This window comes from Providencia sp., from assembly GCF_003533305.1.
In the GTDB taxonomy this organism is placed as follows: Bacteria; Pseudomonadota; Gammaproteobacteria; order Enterobacterales; family Enterobacteriaceae; genus Providencia.
The window spans coordinates 138,257-161,472 of sequence record NZ_DOEH01000016.1; the positions used below are offsets into that span (position 1 = coordinate 138,257).

22 protein-coding genes and 1 tRNA gene are annotated in these 23,216 nt (G+C 36.0%); 10 read left to right on the plus strand and 13 right to left on the minus strand.

What is annotated here, in order from left to right; genetic code table 11:
* Positions 1 to 87: 87 nt before the first annotated feature.
* Positions 88 to 2,109 (minus strand): NADPH-dependent 2,4-dienoyl-CoA reductase, encoded by a 2,022-nt coding sequence (locus tag DD649_RS09635; RefSeq protein WP_294106646.1) that lies wholly within the window; start codon positions 2,107 to 2,109, stop codon positions 88 to 90.
* A gap of 247 nt (positions 2,110 to 2,356) precedes the next feature.
* Here DD649_RS09635 and DD649_RS09640 point away from each other — a divergent pair, with 247 nt between their 5' ends.
* Entirely contained in the window at positions 2,357 to 2,953 is a 597-nt protein-coding gene (locus DD649_RS09640; RefSeq protein WP_294106648.1) for a GNAT family protein, read from the plus strand.
* 60 nt (positions 2,954 to 3,013) lie between these two features.
* On the opposite strand, the gene DD649_RS09645 is transcribed toward DD649_RS09640, so the two are convergent.
* A complete protein-coding gene (locus DD649_RS09645) occupies positions 3,014 to 4,084 on the minus strand; it encodes a dihydrodipicolinate reductase (protein WP_294106650.1) in 1,071 nt (356 codons plus the stop codon).
* 493 nt (positions 4,085 to 4,577) lie between these two features.
* Here DD649_RS09645 and DD649_RS09650 point away from each other — a divergent pair.
* The 3 genes from DD649_RS09650 to DD649_RS09660 all read left to right on the plus strand — a co-directional run bounded on the left by DD649_RS09650 (position 4,578) and on the right by DD649_RS09660 (position 6,526).
* Positions 4,578 to 4,654: transfer RNA gene (locus DD649_RS09650), tRNA-Ile, on the plus strand.
* A 602-nt stretch (positions 4,655 to 5,256) separates the two neighbouring features.
* Complete coding sequence (locus DD649_RS09655) at positions 5,257 to 6,066, plus strand: winged helix-turn-helix domain-containing protein (protein WP_294106652.1); 810 nt, start codon at positions 5,257 to 5,259, stop codon at positions 6,064 to 6,066.
* The gene (locus DD649_RS09660) at positions 6,053 to 6,526 is read left to right on the plus strand and encodes a hypothetical protein (protein WP_336430336.1); all 474 of its coding nucleotides are present in this window, start codon (positions 6,053 to 6,055) and stop codon (positions 6,524 to 6,526) included. Before DD649_RS09655 ends, DD649_RS09660 begins: the two co-directional genes overlap by 14 nt.
* Before the next feature lie 334 nt (positions 6,527 to 6,860).
* Here DD649_RS09660 and DD649_RS09665 read toward each other — a convergent pair whose 3' ends face one another.
* The 9 genes from DD649_RS09665 to DD649_RS09705 all read right to left on the minus strand — a co-directional run bounded on the left by DD649_RS09665 (position 6,861) and on the right by DD649_RS09705 (position 14,572).
* The gene (locus DD649_RS09665; RefSeq protein ID WP_294106656.1) at positions 6,861 to 7,967 is read right to left on the minus strand and encodes an adhesin; all 1,107 of its coding nucleotides are present in this window, start codon (positions 7,965 to 7,967) and stop codon (positions 6,861 to 6,863) included.
* An 11-nt stretch (positions 7,968 to 7,978) separates the two neighbouring features.
* Positions 7,979 to 8,515 carry a fimbrial protein gene (locus tag DD649_RS09670; RefSeq protein ID WP_336430340.1) on the minus strand — a complete coding sequence of 179 codons (537 nt, stop codon included), beginning with the start codon at positions 8,513 to 8,515 and terminating at the stop codon, positions 7,979 to 7,981.
* Entirely contained in the window at positions 8,512 to 9,045 is a 534-nt protein-coding gene (locus DD649_RS09675; protein WP_336430343.1) for a fimbrial protein, read from the minus strand. The genes DD649_RS09670 and DD649_RS09675 overlap by 4 nt, the downstream gene beginning before the upstream one ends.
* Entirely contained in the window at positions 9,038 to 9,457 is a 420-nt protein-coding gene (locus tag DD649_RS09680) for a fimbrial protein (RefSeq protein ID WP_294106658.1), read from the minus strand. Before DD649_RS09680 ends, DD649_RS09675 begins: the two co-directional genes overlap by 8 nt.
* 36 nt (positions 9,458 to 9,493) lie before the next feature.
* On the minus strand, positions 9,494 to 10,231 hold the full coding sequence (locus tag DD649_RS09685) for a fimbria/pilus periplasmic chaperone (protein ID WP_294106660.1): 738 nt from the start codon (positions 10,229 to 10,231) through the stop codon (positions 9,494 to 9,496).
* A 77-nt stretch (positions 10,232 to 10,308) separates the two neighbouring features.
* On the minus strand, positions 10,309 to 12,819 hold the full coding sequence (locus DD649_RS09690; protein WP_294106662.1) for a fimbria/pilus outer membrane usher protein: 2,511 nt from the start codon (positions 12,817 to 12,819) through the stop codon (positions 10,309 to 10,311).
* 74 nt (positions 12,820 to 12,893) lie between these two features.
* Entirely contained in the window at positions 12,894 to 13,424 is a 531-nt protein-coding gene (locus tag DD649_RS09695) for a fimbrial protein (protein WP_294106960.1), read from the minus strand.
* A gap of 112 nt (positions 13,425 to 13,536) precedes the next feature.
* Complete coding sequence (locus DD649_RS09700) at positions 13,537 to 14,088, minus strand: fimbrial protein (protein ID WP_294106664.1); 552 nt, start codon at positions 14,086 to 14,088, stop codon at positions 13,537 to 13,539.
* 157 nt (positions 14,089 to 14,245) lie between these two features.
* Positions 14,246 to 14,572 (minus strand): helix-turn-helix transcriptional regulator, encoded by a 327-nt coding sequence (locus DD649_RS09705; protein WP_294106666.1) that lies wholly within the window; start codon positions 14,570 to 14,572, stop codon positions 14,246 to 14,248.
* Positions 14,573 to 15,607: 1,035 nt separating this feature from the next.
* Here DD649_RS09705 and DD649_RS09710 point away from each other — a divergent pair.
* From DD649_RS09710 to DD649_RS09735, 6 genes are all read left to right on the plus strand, one after another.
* Positions 15,608 to 15,832 carry an acylphosphatase gene (locus tag DD649_RS09710; RefSeq protein WP_294106668.1) on the plus strand — a complete coding sequence of 75 codons (225 nt, stop codon included), beginning with the start codon at positions 15,608 to 15,610 and terminating at the stop codon, positions 15,830 to 15,832.
* Between the two features lie 1,287 nt (positions 15,833 to 17,119).
* Positions 17,120 to 17,671 (plus strand): fimbrial protein, encoded by a 552-nt coding sequence (locus DD649_RS09715; RefSeq protein WP_294106670.1) that lies wholly within the window; start codon positions 17,120 to 17,122, stop codon positions 17,669 to 17,671.
* Between the two features lie 57 nt (positions 17,672 to 17,728).
* Entirely contained in the window at positions 17,729 to 18,418 is a 690-nt protein-coding gene (locus DD649_RS09720) for a molecular chaperone (protein ID WP_294106671.1), read from the plus strand.
* 33 nt (positions 18,419 to 18,451) lie between these two features.
* Complete coding sequence (locus DD649_RS09725; RefSeq protein WP_294106673.1) at positions 18,452 to 20,962, plus strand: fimbria/pilus outer membrane usher protein; 2,511 nt, start codon at positions 18,452 to 18,454, stop codon at positions 20,960 to 20,962.
* A gap of 67 nt (positions 20,963 to 21,029) precedes the next feature.
* Entirely contained in the window at positions 21,030 to 22,016 is a 987-nt protein-coding gene (locus tag DD649_RS09730; RefSeq protein ID WP_336430357.1) for a fimbrial protein, read from the plus strand.
* 17 nt (positions 22,017 to 22,033) lie between these two features.
* Complete coding sequence (locus DD649_RS09735; protein ID WP_336430359.1) at positions 22,034 to 22,579, plus strand: fimbrial protein; 546 nt, start codon at positions 22,034 to 22,036, stop codon at positions 22,577 to 22,579.
* Positions 22,580 to 22,723: 144 nt separating this feature from the next.
* Here DD649_RS09735 and DD649_RS09740 read toward each other — a convergent pair whose 3' ends face one another.
* Both DD649_RS09740 and DD649_RS09745 read right to left on the minus strand, forming a co-directional pair.
* Positions 22,724 to 22,993, minus strand: a complete 270-nt coding sequence (locus DD649_RS09740; RefSeq protein WP_294106679.1) for a substrate-binding domain-containing protein — start codon at positions 22,991 to 22,993, stop codon at positions 22,724 to 22,726.
* 53 nt (positions 22,994 to 23,046) lie between these two features.
* A complete protein-coding gene (locus DD649_RS09745; protein WP_294106680.1) occupies positions 23,047 to 23,208 on the minus strand; it encodes a hypothetical protein in 162 nt (53 codons plus the stop codon).
* Positions 23,209 to 23,216 lie beyond the last annotated feature (8 nt).

The window sequence follows — 23,216 nt, forward strand, 5'->3', positions numbered from 1 at the left end:
AAATGAATCTTTAGAAGCAATCAAATATAGAATACATTGTGTTTGATGATGGCGCAGCGACGGGCTATATCCATTCATTTCACCATGTTAGAGCTGATAAGCTATTTGCATGCCTTGTTCTATTGCTCTGCGTGCATCAAGCTCAGCTGCGACATCTGCACCACCAATCACATATGCGTTGATACCGCGCTGAGCAAGCTGATCTTTTAATGGTCGATAAGGTTCTTGCCCTGTACAAAGAATGACATTATCAACGGATAGGCACTGTATTTTATCTTGATGGCGAATATGTAAACCTTCATCATCAACTCGCATATATTCAACGGCATTCAGCATTTGAACGCCGCGTTTCATTAATGATAGACGATGAACCCATCCTGTTGTTTTTCCAAGACCTGCGCCAACTTTGGTATTTTTACGCTGTAATAAATAAAGGTGGCGAGCTGAGCTCTCGCGTTCTTTTTTGGGGGGAAATATACCGCCAGTGGCACTAATATTGGTATCAATATTCCACTCTTGATTAAATAGTTGAGTATCTAAACTGCTACTTTGTCCTTTTTGAGTCAGCAATTCGGCGATATCAAAGCCAATTCCACCTGCACCTATAATTGCCACATTGTTGCCAACGGGGTGTTGTTTAGCGAGAACATCAATATAGGTCATGACTTTAGGGTGCTCGATGCCGTCAAGTTTGATGGCGCGAGGCATAACACCAGTCGCAATAATGACTTCATCAAAACCCAGTAGGCTCGCAGCATTCACTTCGTGTTCAAGGTGGACATCAACTTTGAGTATTTCTAGCTGGCGGCAAAAATAACGGATAGTTTCGTGAAACTCTTCTTTGCCTGGAATTTGTTTGGCAAGATTAAATTGCCCACCAATTTGGTTAGATTTTTCAAATAGCGTGACTTTGTGCCCACGTTTAGCTGCATAAATAGCGCAAGAAAGACCCGCAGGGCCCGCACCGACAATGGCAACGGATTTGGCTAGGTTTGCTTTTTCATTCGGATAGTCAATTTCTCTAACCGCTTGTGGATTCACTAGGCAACTGGCGAGTTTTCCATTAAATATTTGGTCGAGGCAAGCTTGGTTACAGCCAATACAGGTATTAATTTCATCTGCTCTATTTTCTGCTGCTTTGCGTACAAAAGCTTCATCAGCTAGAAAAGGGCGTGCCATTGAGACCATATCGGCTTGGCCATCAGCAATAATTTGCTCGGCAACGAAAGGGTCGTTAATGCGATTGGTGGTAATTAATGGGATGGACACTTTACCCATTAGTTTTTCAGTCACCCAGCTAAATGCACTGCGAGGTACTTGGGTCGCAATAGTCGGCACTCGTGCTTCATGCCAACCAATACCGGTATTGATCATACTAGCGCCCGCTTTTTCTATTTGTTTAGCAAGATATTCAATCTCTTCCCAAGTTGATCCTCCTTCTACTAAATCCAGCATAGAAAGACGATAAATAATGATGAAATTTTCACCAACTGCTTGGCGAATTTGCGTTACGATTTCTAAAGGTAAGCGTATTCGATTGGTATAACTCCCACCCCATTCATCCGTTCTATGATTAGTGCGCTCAGTGATAAATTGGTTAATGAAGTATCCCTCAGAACCCATAATTTCAACACCATCATAGCCTGCTTGTTTAGCGAGTTTAGCCGTGGTGACAAAATCACAAATAGTTTGGGTTATTTCATCACTAGAAAGTGCTTTAGGCACAAAATGGTTAATTTCAGCCTGAATAGCACTTGGTGCAACTAAGGAGGGATGTAAACCATAACGACCAGCATGTAAGATCTGTAGCACTATCTTACCGTCTGCTTGATGTACGGCTTGGGTTATTTCTTGATGAAATGGGAGCTGCATTTCATCATTCAAAATAGCACTATGGGCGGTGAGTGCGCCTTCTTTATTAGGGGCAATTCCCCCAGTGATGATGAGGCTAACACCATTTTCAGCACGTAAGCGGTAAAAATGGGCAAGCCGCTCACTACCTTGAGGATGTTCTTCAAGCCCCGTGTGCATAGAGCCCATTAGAATCCGATTCTTCAGTACCGTATGCCCCAAATTTAGTGGGGTAAATAAATGTTTAAAATTGCTCATAATTGCTCCCATTAGGGGCTCTAGTAACAGGTCAGATGAGTTAACTTTAGCCTAATAGGGTGATGAATTAAGAATAATGTTAATAATTTGTGATTTTTATCATATGTTTTGTTGAAAATACTCGATTAAGTCTAAATACTGGTATGCGTTTCAAATTAATGTCATCAAAACAGTTTAAAACTAATGAAAAACGTAATAAGCCATTAGATTTCAACACAAATCACATTTTTTCATTCAGGAATATACCATGAAAGAGATTTGCCAAGCAGTAATCTTAGAAGGCGAGCATGTCCGGCTGGAATTGTTATCTCATCAATATGATCGTGCATTTGCAGAAATGATCCAAAGAGATGGCCTACATAAATTATGGTATACCTCGGTGCCTGAACCTGAAAATATTGCTATTGATGTTGATAGTCGTCTTGAGCGTTTTCATAATAAAGAGATGCTACCTCTAGTTGTTATTGATAAAAGAACGGGAAAAGCGGTTGGAATGACCGGTTTTTTTCGTATCGAAAAGGGCATCAGACGAGTTGAGATTGGCGGAACATGGTATGGCGTTGAAGTGCAGCGCTCACCGATTAATACAGAGGCAAAATACTTGTTATTACAATATGCCTTTGAAGAGTTAGATTGTGTTGCAGTTGAATTTCGGACTAACTTTTTAAATCACCAAAGTCGTACAGCGATTGAGCGCTTAGGGGCAAAATTGGATGGTATATTAAGGCGGCATGCTTTTACACGTACTGGAGAGCTGAGAGATACTTGTATTTATAGCATCATCGACTCTGAATGGGCGGCAGTGAAGCGTCATCTCACATGGCAAATGGCAAAACCACGTTAATCGCTATGTTAGTCATCATATTCAAATAAAATAGCCCACTAAATTGTGGGCTAAATAAGTTTATAAATATTCGTGCATCGGTTTAGTCATATAGACGTTATTCGGCATTTTCTCTGTTGTTGTATAGCCTGAAGGGCTATTAATCAGCGCAGGTATACGGTTCACCAAATTTGCACAGGTAAGCTCTACTGTAGCTGGATTATTCACTTCAATGGAAGTATCTGGCTCACCAATGAGCTGCCAGCTATTTTTATCACATTCATCAGCCGTTAAAATTTTTCCTATACATTCAGTTTCAAGGGTGACGCCCTCTGCTGTTTCAGTAATTACGACGGCAGACAAGCCAAGAACATCACCTTTTTTTACTGTCATTTTTAAGGTGTCAGAATAGATATCTTGTAGCGCAATTTGTGGAATACAACGTTGGGTTTGGTTAGTAATAGTGAGACTAAGGCGACTACATAGCCAACCATTTTGTGTCCACATATAAGGTGGGGCATACTCTCCACTCTCAATTTTTTGAGAGATAACCGCATAAGGTAAGTCGTTGTAGTTACCAATTTGTGCATTAAAATCATCCACGCTCAGACCTGCACCGTGGCCTATTGCTAATGCGATACCATAATCTTCGACGTTATAGCAGCTAGATCCTTTGATTTTAACTAGTTTATGCATTGATCCTGCTAAGGTGTCGATTAAGACTCCCCAAAACATATCAGGATAGCCACTACCAGCTAGTGTACAGTTATTTTGTTTTGCTAATTTATCGAGTTTTTGGGTGATTTCAGGAGATGAGTTCCAAGGATATAGGGCTTCTTCACCTGTTGAGATAGCATTGACACCATGGCGTGCAAATAAAGAAAACGCTTCTTCTAAATCGGCCATTGTACTGAGTGTTGCAATAATACCGACATCGGGCTTTAACGTTGCAAGTGCTTTATCTACCTCTTGTAATGATTGTATTTTAACACCCGTTGGCGCTGTTCCTGCGATTTCGCCAATATCTTTGCCTATAACGGCTTCATTGATATCAAAAGCTGCCACCACTTCAGCACCATGTTCTTGTAGGTAACGAATAAGGAATTTCCCCATTTTTCCACAACCATATTGAACCGCACGTATTTTTTTCATGGTATGTTATCCTCGATGTAAATTGCTTATAAATTATATAACTAGGCACCTTTATACTTCAATTTTCATAGGTGTCATTATTGTTTAATTATCAAAGCTGCATAGTTTCCTGTGATTTTTGGTGTAACCAATATGCCCTTTGAATTAATTAGGTATCAATTCGATGTATTCATAGTTACACGAGTGCTTATTGCATTCAGCAGCCTAGGTCACAGGTTGACCTAGGTACTTTGAACTATCTTTGTATGCTGTGATCTGCAATGTGAATAGTTGCAGATAAGTTAGTGATGAATATAAAAGCGTGAGCGGCTGAGTATTATGGGCAAATATGATGAGTTTTAGTAAAGGAAGATAATTTAGTTAAAAACTATAGTTGTGACCAATGGTATCGTATTGAATTATAAGTCTAGCCATGATTTTGCACACAAAATCGCCATACAGTTCTGAAACACTAGACCTAGGATAAAACTGCACGTATAATCGCTCCCACTTTGGCCCCTTAGCTCAGTTGGTTAGAGCAGTCGACTCATAATCGATTGGTCGCTGGTTCAAGTCCAGCAGGGGCCACCAAATTTATCAAGGCGTTAGGTGATTTTCACCTAACGCCTTTTTGTTTTTACCTGATTTTTGGTCAGGTGCCGTTTTGAAGTGGGGCGGGGGAGATTCGAATTTTTATTTTTGCTATTTGGATTAATAATATTATTAGTCATTTAGAGATAAAATTTTAAGATTCATAGCTTCAAAAGCATTAAGCCATAATTCAAAATTTTCCATTTTAGTCTTTCTTAACTTTAACGAGCTTTGCATACGCTGTTTAGGAGTGAGTTATAGAAAAAGGGAAACATCAATATAGCAGACGATTTTAATTTAAAATATTTCATTATTAATGATATAAGTAAATTTCGAGTGGGTCGGTTAAAAATTTATTTTATTATATAAATGAAAAGTGTCTATTAATCTTTACATCACCAGACTTTTTAATATGATTAATTTAGTTCTTTTTATTTTACTTAAGTCGACTCATGAAAATAGCCCTTTATGGTTAGCAGGGTAAAGCATTAAAAATTCTTCAAACTGAATATGATACTTCACAGCTCTTTATTTATTCGCTATAATTGAAAGTTAAGGTAGCAACCTTTAGTTTCTTAATTCGTAAGTATAATGAGCATTCTATGATATATCTTATCAATAACGATATTGAATTCCTTTATGATGAAGGTCTATTAACATCGCGTAGTTTAAGTAAAAATATAAAACTATTAGCGCCATCAACTAAGATATTAAAGTATCTTCTTGATAAGAAAGGCGCTTTGGTTACTCAACAGGAATTATTTAAAATAGGCTGGGGAGAGAAAGAAAAATATGTTACTAGTAACGCATTTTATCAAAACATTCTTTTAATTAGAAAGGCATTTGAGGATTTAGAATTAAATGAGGACTTTATTAAAACAGTACCTAAAAAAGGGTATTTAATAAATATTAATGTTCAGATTGAATACGTCGAATTAACTAATTTAGAGACTGCTGATGTAAATCATGAAGTATCAGAAAAAGAAAAAACAATCGATTTTCATGAGCAGGTAAAACCAAGAGAATTACCAGGTAAAATATCTAACTATAAGAAATATAGCTATATTTTCCCATTGGTTATTAGTTTAATGGTCATAATTTTTTATTTCTTCGTCGTCAAAATTACTGATAATAAAAAGGAGTTGTATAACTATAATCGGTGTGGAATGCTTGATGGTAGAGAAATATATTGTAATCTGGATAATTATTATGATGGCTATCATATGAATTTGATAAATAACGAAATTTCTAATTTAGATAAAAAATACAAGGTGATTTACTTGAAAAGTTATAAATATATAAATGATTTTTCTTTCCTGGTTTGCACAAATGAGTTTAGTCGTTTTCGTTTATCGCCTAATAATTGTGTTTCTTATTATATGAAAGGAGGTAGCCATAATGAAAAAGAATAAGGTTTCTTATTTAATTTTGTTTTTGTCTGTATTCACAGTTTCTAGTTTTATTGTGAAAGATAAGATTAATAATGATTTATCGGAAATAAGTTGTAAGGCAAGACTAAATATTAAATCTTTAGATAACGATATAACTGCTCATGTGATGATTCATTTGGCTTTAAACGAAAGTGATGGGTGGATTAGTATCAAAGGAGATATAATCGATGGAGAAAAAATAACTAATATACGAAGAAAAATCTTTTTCAATCACACCCGGTCTATTAATCTATTTAATGTTAAATCGAATAGTATTATTATTAATAGATTAGATGACTCTAGTAATGAGGTGTTAGAGAAAATATTACCATCAGTATATATTTATGAAAATTTAAAGGCGGATTTTTCTATTTACCCGCAAGGTGATAATGGATATTTTGTTTCCTCAACTGATCAGCATGGAGTTTATTGCGCTCCATGAGTCTAGTCTTGTTACCATATAAAGCCTATTTTTTTTAAGAGTAAACAATAAAATATATCTATATCTATATCTATATCTATATCTATATCTATATCTATATCTATATCTATTTTTTTTGCTAATTTTTGATTTTTTATTTTGTGAAAGGTATCAATATGAAAATATTTTTTATATTGATAGTTTAAGGTGATTTTTAGCGTTAAATTAGGTTGCGTTGGATAGTTATCTAATTGATGTTTTTTTTAAAATTAATTATCCACAGCAACCATGCCTATAGTATAAAAAATATAATAATTTTTTTGGTGAAATATGAATTTATTATATTATTTTTAAATTAGTCATACGTTGCAATAAGCCATGCTGAGCCATTATAGTCCCCTTCGCGGGCATTATTGCCTTGAATATGGCTACTAAGGGTGATCGTTTTAAAGTCTTTAATATTAATTTTAATATCAGTACCTGATTGGCCTGTCGATTCATCAATTATTTTTAAATCACTGTATATTTTCTCATTTGCGTTGAGATTATTCGTCATGGGTAAACGCTTTTGAGCATCATTATCTTTTGCATAATCTAATCTTAAACGGACACCAGTTGATGCCGCAAAATGACAGTTATAAGTAACTTCTTCTGTCACTCGGCTATCATAATTTATGTTGCTAAGTTGTCCATGCCTTAGATTTATAGTATTACTACCTACTGTTTCACAAGATGATTTCACTGTTATTTGAGACGCAGCTAAACGCATAGGAACAGAGACTTCATCCAGTGGCCAGCTTGAATATGGAGGCGCTTGCCCATCAGAGGTAAAGGCTCGAACATAGCCACCAAGAACGACGGCTGGGATTAAAACTTTATCATCAATAATAACATCATGGAGATAAAAGCGTACTGTAAATGGAAATTGCGCGGTAAAATAAGCAACAGGCTCTACCGTTCCAGGATTAGCTAATGAGCATGTCGGTGCTGGAATATTTGTCCAATAATACATTTTTCGTTCAACTGTCATGACGACATTGCTATTAATTCGATAACCAATCAACCCTTCAATTTTTGTTCCCTCAAAAGGTGTGGTTATCCACAAACGATGAAAAGCATTCTCTTTGCCGATATCTGTTGACGTATTTCCCCATGTTTTTCCTGCGCAATAAACCCAACCTGTCACTTTAACACCAGGGCCATTACCGTTAACGACAATAGGTTGACCTACCTTATAGTAAGTTTTGCCATTATCTGAGCCTAGTATGGGGGTGGGATTAATTAAGCTATCATTAGATAAATTAATTAAGAAGCCATCACTTGGGTTATATATTTTAGCCGCATAGTCAGCTTGAGCTTGGGCACTTAGCAGTATTAACCCAATAAAATAGCGGGTGAATAAAATGAAAGTGTCGAAGGTGAATTTTTTTTTCTGTTTAAAATTTATGATGTTAAATATCATTATTATTCCTACTAATAGTAAGTTACTGCAATAGTGACTGAAGATGTAAATTTACCTAATTGTAATTGGGTAATGGGGATTGAATTAACAAGCTGTGCCTGAAGATCCATACGATACAAAGCACTATTAATACGTTCAGGGTAAATACGTTGTGTTTGATTCATTTCTAATGAGCGAGTTGTGCTACCGGTTATTTCATTAAATTTGATACCCAAGCCATCGATATTTGTCGCGAGAATTTTTTTTCCATTATAAAGCAAGGTATTAGTTCCCTTTGGGTTTAATATAATGGCTAGATTTTTGCTAAAATCACAGCCCGTAATATAGACTGGAAAGTTTCTGGTGCTTATTGATGTATTCAACTCTTCTGGATTTAATGTATTAAAATTAATTTTGAGCGGTGAGCTATTATTTTCACTGCGAATATTGCAAGCAGGACTGATCATGGTTGCGGACACGTTAATGAGCACATCACTATGACAAAATAGAGATACGAATGATGTGCATAACCCGAGGAGTAGCTTTATTTTATTGAGTATTTTCATCATTCATAGTCCACTTTAAACGTCACGATCCCTGAAAAATCACCAATTTTTGCTTCCCCCGTCGCCGGCTTTCGAACAAACACCCCAAAGCCTATTTGTTGGGTATTTTCAACAACCGAAACTGTATCTACGGTTGTGGGTTTATTCCAAATAATAGGTTTCTCATCGTTATCGATGACACCTAAAAGAATATTACTGTCACCTTGTGTCACGACGAACTCATGACCACTGACATTGACCAGCTGATTACTTTCCCATGTGATCTTAATCTGTTTTTGTAAATCAGTGCTGCTACATTTCTCAATGGAAATAGAAAATGGTGTAACTGCACTGGTCTTATGTTCATTGATAAACTTAGAATTCAAATTATAAAGAGGGATTTTCTGATTAAGCGATTCCGATGAAACTTGGCAGGCAGTTCTGATCAGTTCACCACTAAATTCAACATTAAGACTATTCGCACTTAACGTTGTTGGTATTTCATAAAAAAAGGATAGTAATCCGAGCAAGAGCCCCGTTATCGGCTTATTCATAGCTCACCTCTAATCGGTGTACTATGTTATTTCGCATCAACAATGGAGTTCGAATACTATTATTACCATTAGCTAATTGGGCCGTGAAATGAGGATAAAAATACTCTTGTTGAATATTATAAAATTGTAATCGCACAGGCGTCTTTACCGTTGTATTTTCTAAGTTCACTTGACTAAATAGACTGCCAGCGCCACATTCTGTTAATATTACAATACTCTTATTATGGGTTTTTAAATTACAAGGTGCGTCGTTAAACACCGTGGTATTCACCTGTATCCATCCCTGATGTAACATTTCATAATCCGATTGTTTTACGGGCGTATTTGCAACAGGATTTTTAGCCATGGTATACGTATTAAAAGTGCACCCCACGATGAGCAGTAACAACCAAATCATATTGCGTTTTTTCATTTCCTTTTCCTAAAATTTTCGATTAGCTCAATAGCGCTATTTCTCGTTCATCACCGTACAAGTCTCGCCTTGGCAGCGAAATGATAGTGTCGGCTTTCCACCATAATCATTAATGTAGGTTAGGTAAGGCGTTGATAATGAAGGTGATGGAATGTCTTGAGTTGATTTCGGTGGCACCATTACCACCTCAAAGGTACTTTGTTCTGACAGTGTTTTGCTGTTTCCCAGTCCAATTACCGTGAGGTTAAATGGCGTCATATTATTAAGACGATAACCTTTAGTCGTTTTTGTCAATGTCACTTTATGTGCCCATTTCGTTTCTGATTCGGATAAAATACTGGCAGGGCGATAGAATAATTTAACGCGTGATTGCAATGCAATTTGCAATGTGTTGCCATCTGTTGATTTAGGTGGTACTTCGCGTAAATTGAAATAAAAAACAGATTCTCTGTCTTGAGGTAATTGACTAAATTCTGGCGTAGTACTTAACCTTACAAGACTTTTGCTGTTTGGTTCAATACGCTGCAATGGGGGGGTGGCTAGAATAGCCCCTTTGGTTAATTTGTTACCTTGTAAGTCTTCAATCCAACTTTGGGCTAAATACGCTTCTTCTGGGTTATCATTACTAATAGTGATATTGATTGATTTTTCTGTGCCTGGAAAAATAATACGTGTTCTATCTAACGTGACGGCGCTGTGTGCGCTGATTGATATTAGCGTTGCTATAGAAAGTAATGTTGCTAATAGCCCATGGCGTAAACGTAAATTAAACATAATTGACCTCTTAAAACGTTTTAAGTATTTTTAAATAGTGATGACTCTCGTTGAGTCGATAAAATGTAATAGGGTAGTTATCGCTGTGTATTGAATGGTAAACATGGCAACAGCAACATGTCGGATATCGTATTCAATTTCGCAGGTAACATTAATTCGCATTGAGGCTCTCCACCCCAATAAACCGAAAGTTTTTCTTGAGGAGAAAGCCCAACCATCCAGGTCACACCTTCTTCACCCACGATCCCCAGCTCTCGGTTCGTGGCATTACGTACACTGGCACCAAAAGGCGGGTTCTTACCATTCGGTAACGATAGAATGGCAAATAATTTTTCACCTTTCATGACTGATAAACTGCGATAACCAATGGCGCCTTTCGTCAGCGTGATGTCGGTAGTTGAATCCAACGTTTCTAAGTTTTCCGGCAACTGACTGGTGTTAATCGAGGCGATAGATTTACGATAACTGCTAATATTCGGGATCACCGCTAATCCAAATCGGTTAGTTTTGATTGTGCCGTTATCTAATGGTACGCCCCCGATACCCGGCGTCTCAATTACTAATCGCGTATCTCCGTTTGCACTTCGATGCAAAGCGATACCTTCTTTTGTTGCTGTTATCCCACTATTCAGTGAGGCGCCAATACTGCGATATTGTTGTGGTACATAGCTCGCATTGGCTGAAATGCTGGCTTGAGACAGATCTTGCGAATAATAACCACTGATACTCGATTGACTTTCCATATTTTGACCGTGGTTATATCCCACATTCAGACTATAATTATCCCGATCGTTATACCCGCTATAACCTATCGTATGGTTATATTGATTACTTCCTCCTGAGCGAGAATAGGCTTCGGATAATGTCAGGCTATGACCGCTGTATAATGGGATCGTGATATATAAGTTAATTGCATCATCTTGATAGCCATTTTCCCGCAGTGTTCTTGTCGCGGATAAGGATAAGTTCGTATTTTGCTGTGATAATCCTGGAATACTGATACTTGTATTTGCATATAAACCATATTGTGTTTGAGGTTTATTTTGCCAATAGGTACTGTATTGATAATTCAATGAAAGATTAAAATCATTGAAATACTTATTTAAATAAATTTGATAATTTTCTTTGGGGGCTCGACTTACATAACCGGTGCGATTTTCATCAACAAACTGGGTTAATGTTCGATAGTCTTTATCTGCAAAGCGATAACCTGCGAATGTAATATCGGTGCGTAAATCATCGAAAGATTTCGCATAATTCAATCGATATGAACGTCCTTGTAAATTATCATTTTTAAAACGCGCAAGAGACTGAGTGATATCTAACGAAAGGGCACCAAAAGCAAAAAGATCTCGCCCTATACCAACAGCAACAGTTTGATAATCAGCATTAAACTGTGAACCACCATAAAGTGACCATGCATTCGATAATCCATAAGAAAATTCACCACTGATAACTGGTTTCCCCGTTAAATTGTGTCCGTTATAACGTGTTTTACCTGCAACCAACTTGTAAATGATCCGGCCTGGACGGGTTAAATAAGGTAATGAGGCTGTATTTAAGCTGAATTTTTTTTCTTCACCATTTTCTTCGCGAACAGTGACATCTAGTATTCCACGAACACCACTCTCTAGTGTCTGAATACGAAAGGGTCCCGGCGGAACGGTGGTTTCTAAAATAACCCTATCTTTACTGCGCACAATCACGGTCGCATTAGTATTTGCTACACCGATAATTTCTGGCGCATAACCGACTAATTTGGGTGGCAACATACGGTCATCATTTTCTAATGAAATACCGCTGTACTGCCAAGACTCAAATACATCGGAATAGAAATAATTTTCGCCAATCGTCAAAATAGACGCGAGATTTTTTAATGATGTATAGAGATATAAGCGGTTAAAATTAAAATCATGAGATTTTATTGAATTATGACCACCCTGCTGCTTTTGATAAGTGGTACTATAATCACCACGTAAACGCCAAGCGCCGAGATTAATCCCTGACGTTCCGTTACTTGATAGATAAATTCGTTTATTACCGCCGGTTTCTTCCGTTATTGAGATATTGGCGTTGTAATCAACAAATGTGCCATTAATGCCTTCTTCCCATAGAGTAGGCTGCGTCCAATTAGGATCGCGATATTCCATCCACAACTGTGGGATAGTCAATTTAAGTGATAATGTTGACAGCTCAACTTTTGCTTGAGCACCTTCTAAGGCTGATAAATCTAAACACTCGCCATCATGTACAATCGACACTTTTTCCTGAGCTGATCCCTTTAAGCCAATAAGATTAAGCAGGTCAGCAGGAATACACGTTAATTGCAAAGGCGTTTGAGTATCATTTTCAGGTGTAAAAACAGTAATATCACGAGGTGCGCCTAAGCGCTGCCCGTTAACAAATACGGTTAGGCTATAATTGCCAGGAGGAACATACCCCGCCACCGAAAATTGGCTCATATCAATATTTTGTATGTCTTCTGTGTCTAATACATCGGTATTAAATTCTGAGGCATAAGCTGTCCATGCGGAAAAGCTAAGCGCTAGCAAAATAGCTTGCCTAACAATGCTGTGTTTAAAGCTCATCCCTTATCCCTTTCTTATTGCGGCAAAACCACGTTCTCAACATTTTTTCTATCGAGAAAATTCATTGGTATTTTTTATTGATAATCGATAAAAAAGCTTACTAGCCCTTGATAATCGCCTGCCTGTATCGGCATTCCGGTTAATTCTAACTGCATAAAGTAACGTAAAAATAAGGTATCGCCCGCACTGTCACTGCGTAATCCACTGTTAAATAAAGAATAATTCTTTCCGGGTGTCAGTGTTTTTTTTTCGCTATCGAGTACTGAAACACCTAATCCTTGAGAAGGGCCTTGTAAGGCAAATGCATCTATATTTTCGGTGCTTTTACCATCAAAACGGATGGTCCATGTTTTACTGTCGATATTGGAATACACACTGCCGCAATCACGCAGTTCAATCTCGAATGGATGCGTATGTTGTTCGCGTTGGGCTTTTGTTGATAATCGATTTAATGCAAGGGGCGTAAAATTCACGGTTTGATAACGATTATTCATCACAATTGAGCAGGGCGCAGCTATCACACTACCGGCGAGTTGAGTTATTCCTTCATGTTTCATTCCTACTTTTTTTGCCGCAAATGCTGTTTCAAAATTGCTAAAGGACATAAAAATCAGACTGATGACGCGGATACGTTGATAGATAGTCACATTTTTACCTTGTGGGCATTAATTAACCGCCAGTAAAACTGGCAGCTAATTAAGCGATTAACTAAGCGGTTTACTGATAAGTAATACGGAAGTTTGAAATGGCGCTAAACTTGCCTTCAGTAATACCTTTAGCTGCATCAATTGCTTTTGCTAATGCTTTAAAAGTTAATGTGTTATCGCCAGTTTGGTTTGCAATACGTGATAACACATCTTGCGCTTTACCAAACTCAAACCCATCAATTGCAATACCTAAGTTATTCACATTACCGGCTGAGGTTGCTAACAAAGTATTGTTTTTATCTGCGTAGTTTTGGCCCGTAAAAACTAATTCCATTGACTTAACAGGTACAGGTTTTCCTTCCGTATCAGTGACGAAATTATTAAAATCACAGCCTGTAAATACGATGTCGAAATTAGCTTCTGCCGCGTTACCACTTTCCAATGCTTTGCGAGATAATTGACCAAAATCAACAGATTGCTTTAATGATGATTGCTCAATATTACATGGTGTATTTACAACAGACCCTGTGAACGTCACTGTCCCTGAGTTATTCGCCATTGAACTCAATGGCGCTACAGACGCCATAAATACAGTTGCGATTGCTAATTTAGATAATTTCATTTTATTTCCTTAATGTTTAATAGTTTAATTATTTTTTGAAAAAATAGAATTAATCTTTGATAAAAGATATTTATTAGTTTTTCACTTACCTAATTTAAATGAATATAGGTAAAGTTATAATTGGTTTAAAACCAATTATAACTTTATCTATTTCATTTTATTTTGAAATTATGGCATTACGTATTTCTTCGAAAAGACAATGAGGCCTAACTTCTAATAATGTCATTAAATAAATAAGTCTTGGGATATCTATTATGTTGTTGCCTCTCTCATATCTAGAGATTTGCTGTTGGCTTACTTTTAATTTAATTGCCAAATCTTTTCCTGACATGCCATTTTTTACTCTGTTTTCTCGAATTATTTTTCCTATAGCTTTATATACTCTAGCTTTATAAATGGATGGGTCATCGTAGTCAATAGAATTTGATGTGCTTGTCTTTATATCATATAGACATAAGTCTATTATTTTAAAATTATCTATCATGATTTTTATTGCCTTTTTTATTTTGATTTTATTGCTTTCTGGATTTTCTAGATTTTTTTTAGGTTAGTTAAATAAAAAATCAATCACTCCTAAAAGTTGTGAATAATAATAGTCAGTTTTTATTTTTTTAAAACCAAAAAAAAACTAAAGAAAATAATTTGTAATTATATTGATTAAAATCAAATGGTTACTGCCATTTTACAACTGAGTGTTGTATTTTTTTTGGTGTTATTTTGTATTTTTAATATAAATTAATTCATAAAGTGATCATCAAGAAAAGATTTTTAATTTATTCAAGTTGATATTTTGTTGTATTTTATTTGAACTGGATAAGTTTTTTTGAGTATATTAACTTTATGAAGTTTACTGATGGCTAATAATTTACCTTTGATGCTATATCGAAATCACGATATTAGGGTTATTTTTGAGCAGCTAATTGTGTAGGAAACAAATTCATCTTTTTGATTTATCTTTATCTATTAATTTAACATTAAAAATTCTTAAGTAATTATGTCTATTTGCTTGATTTTTTTTTATTTTTAACGTTAAAATTGACACGTTAATTGAAAATAAATTAATGATTACATGAATAGAATTATGAAGAGAGAAATGAAAAGTAACTAACAATTTAGGTTGTTATCTTTAATTATGGAGTGAAAGTGAATGGTACTAGGTTAAGATTTATTATTGGCTTTTCTATTCTATATTTTATGATGTACAGTTAGTTAGTGAGGTTTTTTAGGGTTATAGAATAATTCGATAAACTAAAAATACTTGTTTTTTGTGATACATGTAACCGTATTTGTGATGTCATGTAGATGAAGTGATGTATTTTTGTGTAGCTTCAAGTAACGCTTATTTAGGTCTTTTATTCTGTATTTCAAAAGACCATTGAAGTAAATATAAAAAATAAATCGATACCAAGTTAGAGGTTGGAGAGAAATTTAATTATCTCTCTCTTTTCTGATCTCAAGAGTGGGTAATACCTTTGATTGATGCCTAAAATAATAACTTAGGTATTAAGAGGGGGGTAGGGTGAAAAGCGAGATACACATTAGGGTTAAAGGCAAAATACAGGGGGTTGGGTTTCGACCTTATGTATGGCAACTTGCGCATCAATGCCATTTTAATGGAGATGCATGCAATGATGGCGAAGGGGTGTTGGTTCACTTACTTGCTAGCGCTGATATTGCTGAATTTACACAATTGTTAAATCAGCGCATTAAGCCACTTTTAACGAAGTGGCTTTTTTGTATCTAAAAGCCAATGGCGACAAAACAGAATAGAGTTTTTATATTAAGTTTGTTTCTTAGGAAAACCTAATGGATTTCTCAGATAAGTTAACTATATTTAGTATCATATAGTTAGGCCATGTTTCTATGATAATAAAGGTAAAAGCGTAAAAATATCCAAAGAAGTTCTTAACTATTAAGAAAGCGAAATTGGCATGAATTTGGTGGTCTGATATATATACACCCATATCTAGGTATTGAATCCTTTGGTCACTATAGTGTTATTTAGGGGGCGATGATTAAGTGCCAATGTGGGGCTTAGTCAAATTGTAAATTTTATTTTAAGAGAAAATAAAATTATGGATAGGGATTGAATTTTAACTCAAATTAAAAGAGAGCATAAAAAGCTAGTGTTAGAAATATAAAGATAATATAGAGAGAATCTGATGATACTTTGATTGGTTGCTATATTTTAGGCATAAAGACAATGCAAGGAACCCCAAGTAAGTATTATTACTAAGCCTTAATATTTTAGTTTAAGTTAAATTATCTTTTTTAGATATTCTATTATTATTTATTATGCCTACATAATTATTGAATTTTTAAAACTATACTTTTTACTATTAAAACTTAAATTATTTATATTTTATGTGGCAGTGCTGTGTCAGTATGATATCCATGGATATGGCAACTTTCACTTTGCATTGTTTTTGTTTTGTAGTTGATTGATATTAAATGCAAAAAATGGAATTTAAGCATATGATGGCTTTCGGTATCCAAATGAAACCTTCGCACATCCCACAAGGTTCTCATCCTGTAATTTATGATGTAAAGACCAATAGTTATATTATTTACCATAATAATAATAGGGCTATTATGCTTAAGAGTTTATTAAGCCACTTATTATTTAATTTTTTTACTTACCCCTTATTTTTTCTTGAGTTATTTTTAGGAGAGCATACTAACTATCTTTATATGACTAAATTAAGTTTTCAGAAATGGATTTTAAACCTATTTTTTTGATTAAAAGCAATACTTATTACTATAATAATTGAATGAATATTGTATATACTTTTAGTATGAAATATTTATTACCCGTTGCTTTTTTATCTATTGTTTGTAATGTCCGTTAATTTATTCGGATTTTTCTTAACTTCATGATTGACTAATATCATACTTTATTTACTTATATAGATAGAGCTTCATCATATATTGCTAAATAAAAACTAACTACTACTATTACACAGTACACATTCATTGTACTCAATAATCGAGTATTAATATTTCATGTAAAACAAATATTAGAGAGACGGCTATGTCATTAATAAAATGTAAATTATTTTGTATACCTGCAGCAGTATCACTGCTGATGTTATCCGCCTCGGGTTTTTCCGCCGATGGGACTATTAATTTTACTGGTGAGTTTATTGCGACAACGTGTGACATCCAAATTGATAATGGTTCGAATAATAGCGAAATTAATTTGGGGATCCATAACATAAAAGCACTGGCAAATGTTGGGGATTTGACCGCCAGCAAAATGGTTAATATTTCATTAACGGATTGCCCTGTGCAAAATAAAGATATCAATTTGGAATTTGTGGCCGCCAATACCACATCGGATGGTCTTACCTATAAGGTAACTGGCACTAACCCGATTTCGACTTCTGATATTGGTATCGCTTTATTTAAAGAAGATGCTCATGCATCACAAATCGTTCCTGCATCAACAATGGTTCCCGTAACGTTAACTAATGATGTAGGCAGCGCTAAGATTTATGCCTCTTTTAAACGTATTCAGAACAGTGGTCCTCTGCTGGCAGACAAAATCACCGCAACAGCAACATTTAATATAAATTATTTATAAGGTTTGAGCTGAGCTCTCTATCAAATGGGACTCAGCTATTATTATACAAGGTGTAGTATGTTAAATAGAATAAAAATTATCTTACTGATGTTAATTATTTTGGGTGTTGTACAGGTTGCACAGGCTAGTGCGGTTCTTGAGTCTACCCGTGTTATTTATAACGCAAATAAAAAAGATGCGACGCTAACCGTTAACAATCCTGATGATCAACCTTATTTGATTCAGTCCTGGGTCGGCAATGAAAATTCTGACGCACCTGAAAATAATCCTCTTTTTATTACCACACCACCACTTTTTCGCCTGGATGCAAAACAATCTAATACATTACGAATTATTTATATGGAAGACAGAGGAAGCTTACCGAAAGATAAACAGTCTGTTTTTTGGTTGAATGTGAAAGCAATTCCTTCTTCCAATCCGAGTGCGAAAGATACATTGTCAATATCTATCAATACTCGTATTAAGTTATTTTATACTCCTGATGGTTTATCGCAGGATGCGTTTGATATGGCATTCAAAAAGCTGACATTTTCTATTTCTGGAAATCAACTGACAGTGAAAAACCCGACACCTTATTATGTGACCTTGGCAAAATTGGCTGTAGGCAGTCATGAAATTGATAAACCAGGGATGATTGCACCTGAAAGCCTAATTAATTTTATTATCCCAGATAATACGACGACTAGGAAAATAAGCTGGAGTGCAATTAACAGTTATGGTGGTGTAACTGAAAATCTAGTCAATTAATTTGATTTGGTTTAATAAGGCAGGGTTATAATAATGCAATACAGTAAAAATAAAATATATTTATATTGTATCATTTCGGTCATGTCACCCACTATTTCGGCTAAATATGTTTTAGCTGCTGACTACTTTGATCCTCAGGCATTGAGCTACGGAGAGGGGCAACCTGTTGCCAATATTGAAGATCTTGAAGTCTTTTCTCATCCTAGCGGTCAGCGCCCTGGTAATTATATTATTGATATTTACATCAATGGACAACCCGTGGAGCGTGCCTCCGTTTCCTTTATGTTGAATAAATCTGATAACTCAATTTATCCAGTATTTCAGAAAAAACAACTTACTGAGTGGGGCGTGGATTTAACAAAGGAAACTGGAGCTGTTTCACTACCGGATGATGAAGCTGTTGTAATCAATCGTATTATTCCTAATGCGGATAGTAAATTTAATTTCTCGCTTCAACAGTTGGATATTAGTATTCCTCAGATTTATATAAATAAAAATGCACGGGGTAGTATCAGCCCCGAGTTATGGGATCAAGGGATCCCTACTGCCATGCTGAATTACAATTTTACCGGCTCAGAAGCACAGCAAGATTATGATAAGAAAGAACATACTAGTGATCAGTTTCTTAACCTGCGCAGTGGAGTTAATTTATTTGGATGGCGGTTACGAAATTATTCCACATACAATCGAAATAACTATGATAGAAAATGGAATAGTATTCAAACTTATATGAGTCATCAGATTATATCGGTTAAATCACAATTTTCTGTCGGCGAAGTGAACAGCTCTGGTAATATTTTCGATAGTTTTGCTTATACAGGTATTTTATTAGAATCTGATGAGGGAATGCTGCCTGATAGTCTGAAAGGATTTGCTCCTGTTGTTCGAGGCATTGCTAATAGCAATGCACAAGTGACTATCCGACAAAATAATAATGTTATTTATCAAACATATGTTCCACCAGGCGCATTTGAAATTAATGATTTATATCCGACGTCTTACAGTGGAAATTTGGATGTGACAGTCGAAGAGGCTAACGGCAATAAACGGACATTTGTAGTGCCATTTTCTTCGTTGGCTGTTATGCAGCGAGAGGGTAGTCTGAAATACTCCGTCAGTAGCGGTAAATATAATCTAAGAAATAATACGAATACTCATCGCCCAGAGTTTATTCAGACAACTGCAATGTACGGTTTGCCATATGATATTACGATTTATGGTGGGCAACTTTTTTCGAAGAAGTATAATTCAGTCTCGGCTGGTCTTGGGCTCAGTTTAGGAGAGATAGGCGCGGTTTCAGCTGACGTGACTCATGCCGTTACTCGCTATAAAGATCAGAAAGATAAAAATAGTGGTCAGTCCTATCGTTTTCAATATTCTAAGAGTATGACGGAAAGCGGAACATTGCTGACGCTGGCTGGTTACCGTTATTCAACTAAAGAGTTTTATACCTTTAGTGAAGCAAATAACAATAATCAGATTCAGTACAATAGACGCTCCCGTTTACAAGCAAACTTAAACCAATCTTTGGATAATTTTGGCAGTCTTTATTTTAGTGCTTATCAGCAGGATTACTGGGGACGTTCTGGAACTGAGAGCAATTTCAGTGTGGGCTATAACATAAGTGTCAGCAACATCTCTTATAGCTTGAATTATAACTATAATAAAATGCCATACTCGCAAACAGATCATCAACTGGCATTTAGCGTGAATATTCCGCTATCTAACTGGTATCCAGACAGCAACAGTTATCTGACCTCAAATATGAGTTTTTCTCGTGAAGGACGAAATAACTTTCAGGCAGGTTTCAGCGGAAATGCGCTCGAAAATAATCAGTTAAATTATAACGTCAGTCAAAGTTATGCCACCAAAGGTCAGGGAGCTAGCGGAAATGCGGATATCGCTTACCGAGGTGCTTATGGCAATATTAATGCCGGTTACGGTTATTCCTCACATTATCAGCGAATTAATTATGGTCTTCAGGGTGGGGTAGTTGCTCATCCATACGGTATCACATTATCCCAACCATTTGGTGAAACACTGGCTGTGGTCAGAGCTCCAGGTGCAGATAATATCAAAGTGAAAAACCTGACTGGCGTGTCAACTGATTGGCGTGGCTATGCTGTAATTCCATACATATCACCATATTCACGTAATGATATTGCGTTGAATGTCGACACTCTGAATGATGAAATAGAAATAATAGGGAATAGCAAAACAGTTATTCCAACAAAGGGTGCTGTTGTATTGGCCGACTTTGATATTAGAAAAGGTGTCAGAGTATTAATCACATTGAACAATAAGGAACAAAAAATTCCGTTTGGTTCGATGGCAGTTTTACTTACTGATAATACTGGTACTTATTCCAATATTACTGGGATTGTTGGGGATAATGGGATTGTGTATATGAGTGGTATGCCAGAATCTGGGGAATTACAGGTGAAGTGGGGTACAGATGGCAATCAGCAGTGCCGTGCTAAGTATGTGCTCCCTGAGATACAAAACAATAAACCAGTTAAACAGATAAATGCAGAATGCCTGTAATACCATTATGGAGAAAATAATGAAAACGAATATCTCAGTTCTGTTTATATCTATGTGCTATTCCTCCGTGTCTTCAGCCGCAGCTTATGATTTATTGCTTGATATTCAACCGATTGTTTACTCTGCACCCGAGAACTCAGTAAATATCGGAGGTTCACTCACAGGAAGGTGGGATATACAAAAAAATCAGTCTATGTTTTGTTCATACAATCCTGGAATAGATTTAGAGACAATATCTGCAGTTCAGGCAGCTAGTGGATATAACACTATTTTTGAATCGGTATCATATGATGTTTTTAATACGACTCAGACCGGAATTGGCTGGATTATGGGGGGGAAAGATGGCGGAGCATCCGGAAGTTGGACACCGCTTTTGGCATCTGGGGAAACGCAAGTATTCCCTTTCCCTGGCGGCCTTCCTAGTTACCCACAACCAGGGGCTAATATCCGACTTGCTTATATTCGGCTTCCAGGAGTACTCAATGCAGGTAAATTTACACTACCGGCACAGGATATAGCCAAAGTGAAATGTTATAATAATAAAACCCTGATAGAAACGGCAACTATTCGTACTGCTGCGGTGGTAATGACCATTAATGCCCGCTCCTGTCGTATACAGACGGGTGATCAGACACTACAGATGGGAACATTAACACGTCAAGATTTTTCCGGACTGGCGATTGGACAAAATATTGAACCTGGTAATACAGCAACGTTAAATTTAAGCTGCGATAAAGATGTTATCCCGTTTGTTACTATCAGCGATAATAATAATACCGCCAATGAAAGTAACGTTATTTCATTATCATCTCCTACTGCAACGACCACAGCAAAAGGTGTGGCCTATCAGGTTTTTTATAATAATCAACGTCAGTCTTTAGGTCCCAAAAGCGCAGATAAAGGAACTCTAAACCAGTTTCCAGTTGGGCAGGTAACGACGGCTGATAATCAAGCAGTGCCAATCGCTTTACAATTTAAATATTTGAAGACGGATGAGACGGTGGCGCCGGGTGATGTAAATGCCTCTGTCACGCTGACGTTTTCATATCAATAAAACAGTAGGAGAAGAGGATGAATAATAAAAAGTTATCTACATTATTTTTTATAATATTCACGGCTTCTCTGGTAAACAACCCAGTGAGTGCCGATAGTTCAGTTAGGATTAATTTACAAGGTAATATTAAAGAAGGAACCTGCAAAATAAGTAGTTATACAAATAAAATTGCACTGACAGGTGAAGGTGAACAGTATAACAGTCGTCTGGTTTTTCCATATACTGGTAGTACAACAGCACCAGTTCCTTTTTCCATTGAACTAAAAGATTGTGATCCAAACCTAAATGTATCTATCCGTTTTGATGGGCAAGTCGTTATTGGGAATAATGATATTTTGATGTTGACACAAGATGCATCGGTATCAAAAGGTGCGGGAATTCAGATTCTGGATCAAAATGAAAATCCAGTGATTATTGGGCAGAAAGTACTCATGACAACGTATGTAGAAAAGGATGAAACTTATCTTTTTCCTTTTTTTGCTCGTTATATACGTTACAGCAATGAGTTTGTTACTGAGGGTAGTGCTAACGGTAAGGTAGATTTTACATTTACCTATGAATGATACTAAATCAATCTCAACGGTAGAGAATTGATATACATTGTTATTTTATGGGTAAGATAAAGATTGATAATAATAAAGTTATTAATAAAAATATAAAGCATGAAGCTATTTCTGTAAGTCGTACTTACACCGATAATAAGTTTATTAATTTTTATTTTTATCGAAAATTTGAGTAGTTAGCCCCATAAATCCATGCGCCAAAAATATATTTTCTGCTACGGGTTGGGTTAGGTATGCCATAAATGCATTGGCTGATTTATTTAATAATGACATCGTATAAATGGCGGTAACATTAAAATCAGCAGGTATATCGATTACCGACAAACCTTGTTCTTGTTCAATCCGCTTTTTATAATGTTGATAGCCAATAAAAATATCTGCTTTACCAGTCGTTACAATCCATTTAGATGCCATATTACCTACGGGTATTTTGATATTATCATTGCCGTGACCACCGACTAAATGCCTTATTCTATGGCGTATGTTGTCGGCAATATTAGGATGTCTGGCACAGTGATTTGGCGACCTAATTGGTCGGTAAATTCGCGGTCAGCATGTGCGGATATAGCACAAGAAAGCAGTAATAGTGCCAATAAGTTTTGTGTTGTTTGTTTAAAATTTGTTTTCATTAGAATAC

Excerpts from the sequence above, each read along its gene's own strand:
- DD649_RS09635 (WP_294106646.1), bottom strand. The coding sequence starts at position 2,109 with ATGAGCAATTTTAAACATTTATTTACCCCACTAAATTTGGGGCATACG.
- DD649_RS09640 (WP_294106648.1), top strand. The coding sequence starts at position 2,357 with ATGAAAGAGATTTGCCAAGCAGTAATCTTAGAAGGCGAGCATGTCCGG.
- DD649_RS09645 (WP_294106650.1), bottom strand. The coding sequence starts at position 4,084 with ATGAAAAAAATACGTGCGGTTCAATATGGTTGTGGAAAAATGGGGAAA.
- DD649_RS09655 (WP_294106652.1), top strand. The coding sequence starts at position 5,257 with ATGATATATCTTATCAATAACGATATTGAATTCCTTTATGATGAAGGT.
- DD649_RS09660 (WP_336430336.1), top strand. The coding sequence starts at position 6,053 with ATGAAAAAGAATAAGGTTTCTTATTTAATTTTGTTTTTGTCTGTATTC.
- DD649_RS09665 (WP_294106656.1), bottom strand. The coding sequence starts at position 7,967 with ATGATATTTAACATCATAAATTTTAAACAGAAAAAAAAATTCACCTTC.
- DD649_RS09670 (WP_336430340.1), bottom strand. The coding sequence starts at position 8,515 with ATGATGAAAATACTCAATAAAATAAAGCTACTCCTCGGGTTATGCACA.
- DD649_RS09675 (WP_336430343.1), bottom strand. The coding sequence starts at position 9,045 with ATGAATAAGCCGATAACGGGGCTCTTGCTCGGATTACTATCCTTTTTT.
- DD649_RS09680 (WP_294106658.1), bottom strand. The coding sequence starts at position 9,457 with ATGAAAAAACGCAATATGATTTGGTTGTTACTGCTCATCGTGGGGTGC.
- DD649_RS09685 (WP_294106660.1), bottom strand. The coding sequence starts at position 10,231 with ATGTTTAATTTACGTTTACGCCATGGGCTATTAGCAACATTACTTTCT.
- DD649_RS09690 (WP_294106662.1), bottom strand. The coding sequence starts at position 12,819 with ATGAGCTTTAAACACAGCATTGTTAGGCAAGCTATTTTGCTAGCGCTT.
- DD649_RS09695 (WP_294106960.1), bottom strand. The coding sequence starts at position 13,424 with ATGTCCTTTAGCAATTTTGAAACAGCATTTGCGGCAAAAAAAGTAGGA.
- DD649_RS09700 (WP_294106664.1), bottom strand. The coding sequence starts at position 14,088 with ATGAAATTATCTAAATTAGCAATCGCAACTGTATTTATGGCGTCTGTA.
- DD649_RS09705 (WP_294106666.1), bottom strand. The coding sequence starts at position 14,572 with ATGATAGATAATTTTAAAATAATAGACTTATGTCTATATGATATAAAG.
- DD649_RS09715 (WP_294106670.1), top strand. The coding sequence starts at position 17,120 with ATGTCATTAATAAAATGTAAATTATTTTGTATACCTGCAGCAGTATCA.
- DD649_RS09720 (WP_294106671.1), top strand. The coding sequence starts at position 17,729 with ATGTTAAATAGAATAAAAATTATCTTACTGATGTTAATTATTTTGGGT.
- DD649_RS09725 (WP_294106673.1), top strand. The coding sequence starts at position 18,452 with ATGCAATACAGTAAAAATAAAATATATTTATATTGTATCATTTCGGTC.
- DD649_RS09735 (WP_336430359.1), top strand. The coding sequence starts at position 22,034 with ATGAATAATAAAAAGTTATCTACATTATTTTTTATAATATTCACGGCT.
- DD649_RS09740 (WP_294106679.1), bottom strand. The coding sequence starts at position 22,993 with ATGGCATCTAAATGGATTGTAACGACTGGTAAAGCAGATATTTTTATT.
- DD649_RS09745 (WP_294106680.1), bottom strand. The coding sequence starts at position 23,208 with ATGAAAACAAATTTTAAACAAACAACACAAAACTTATTGGCACTATTA.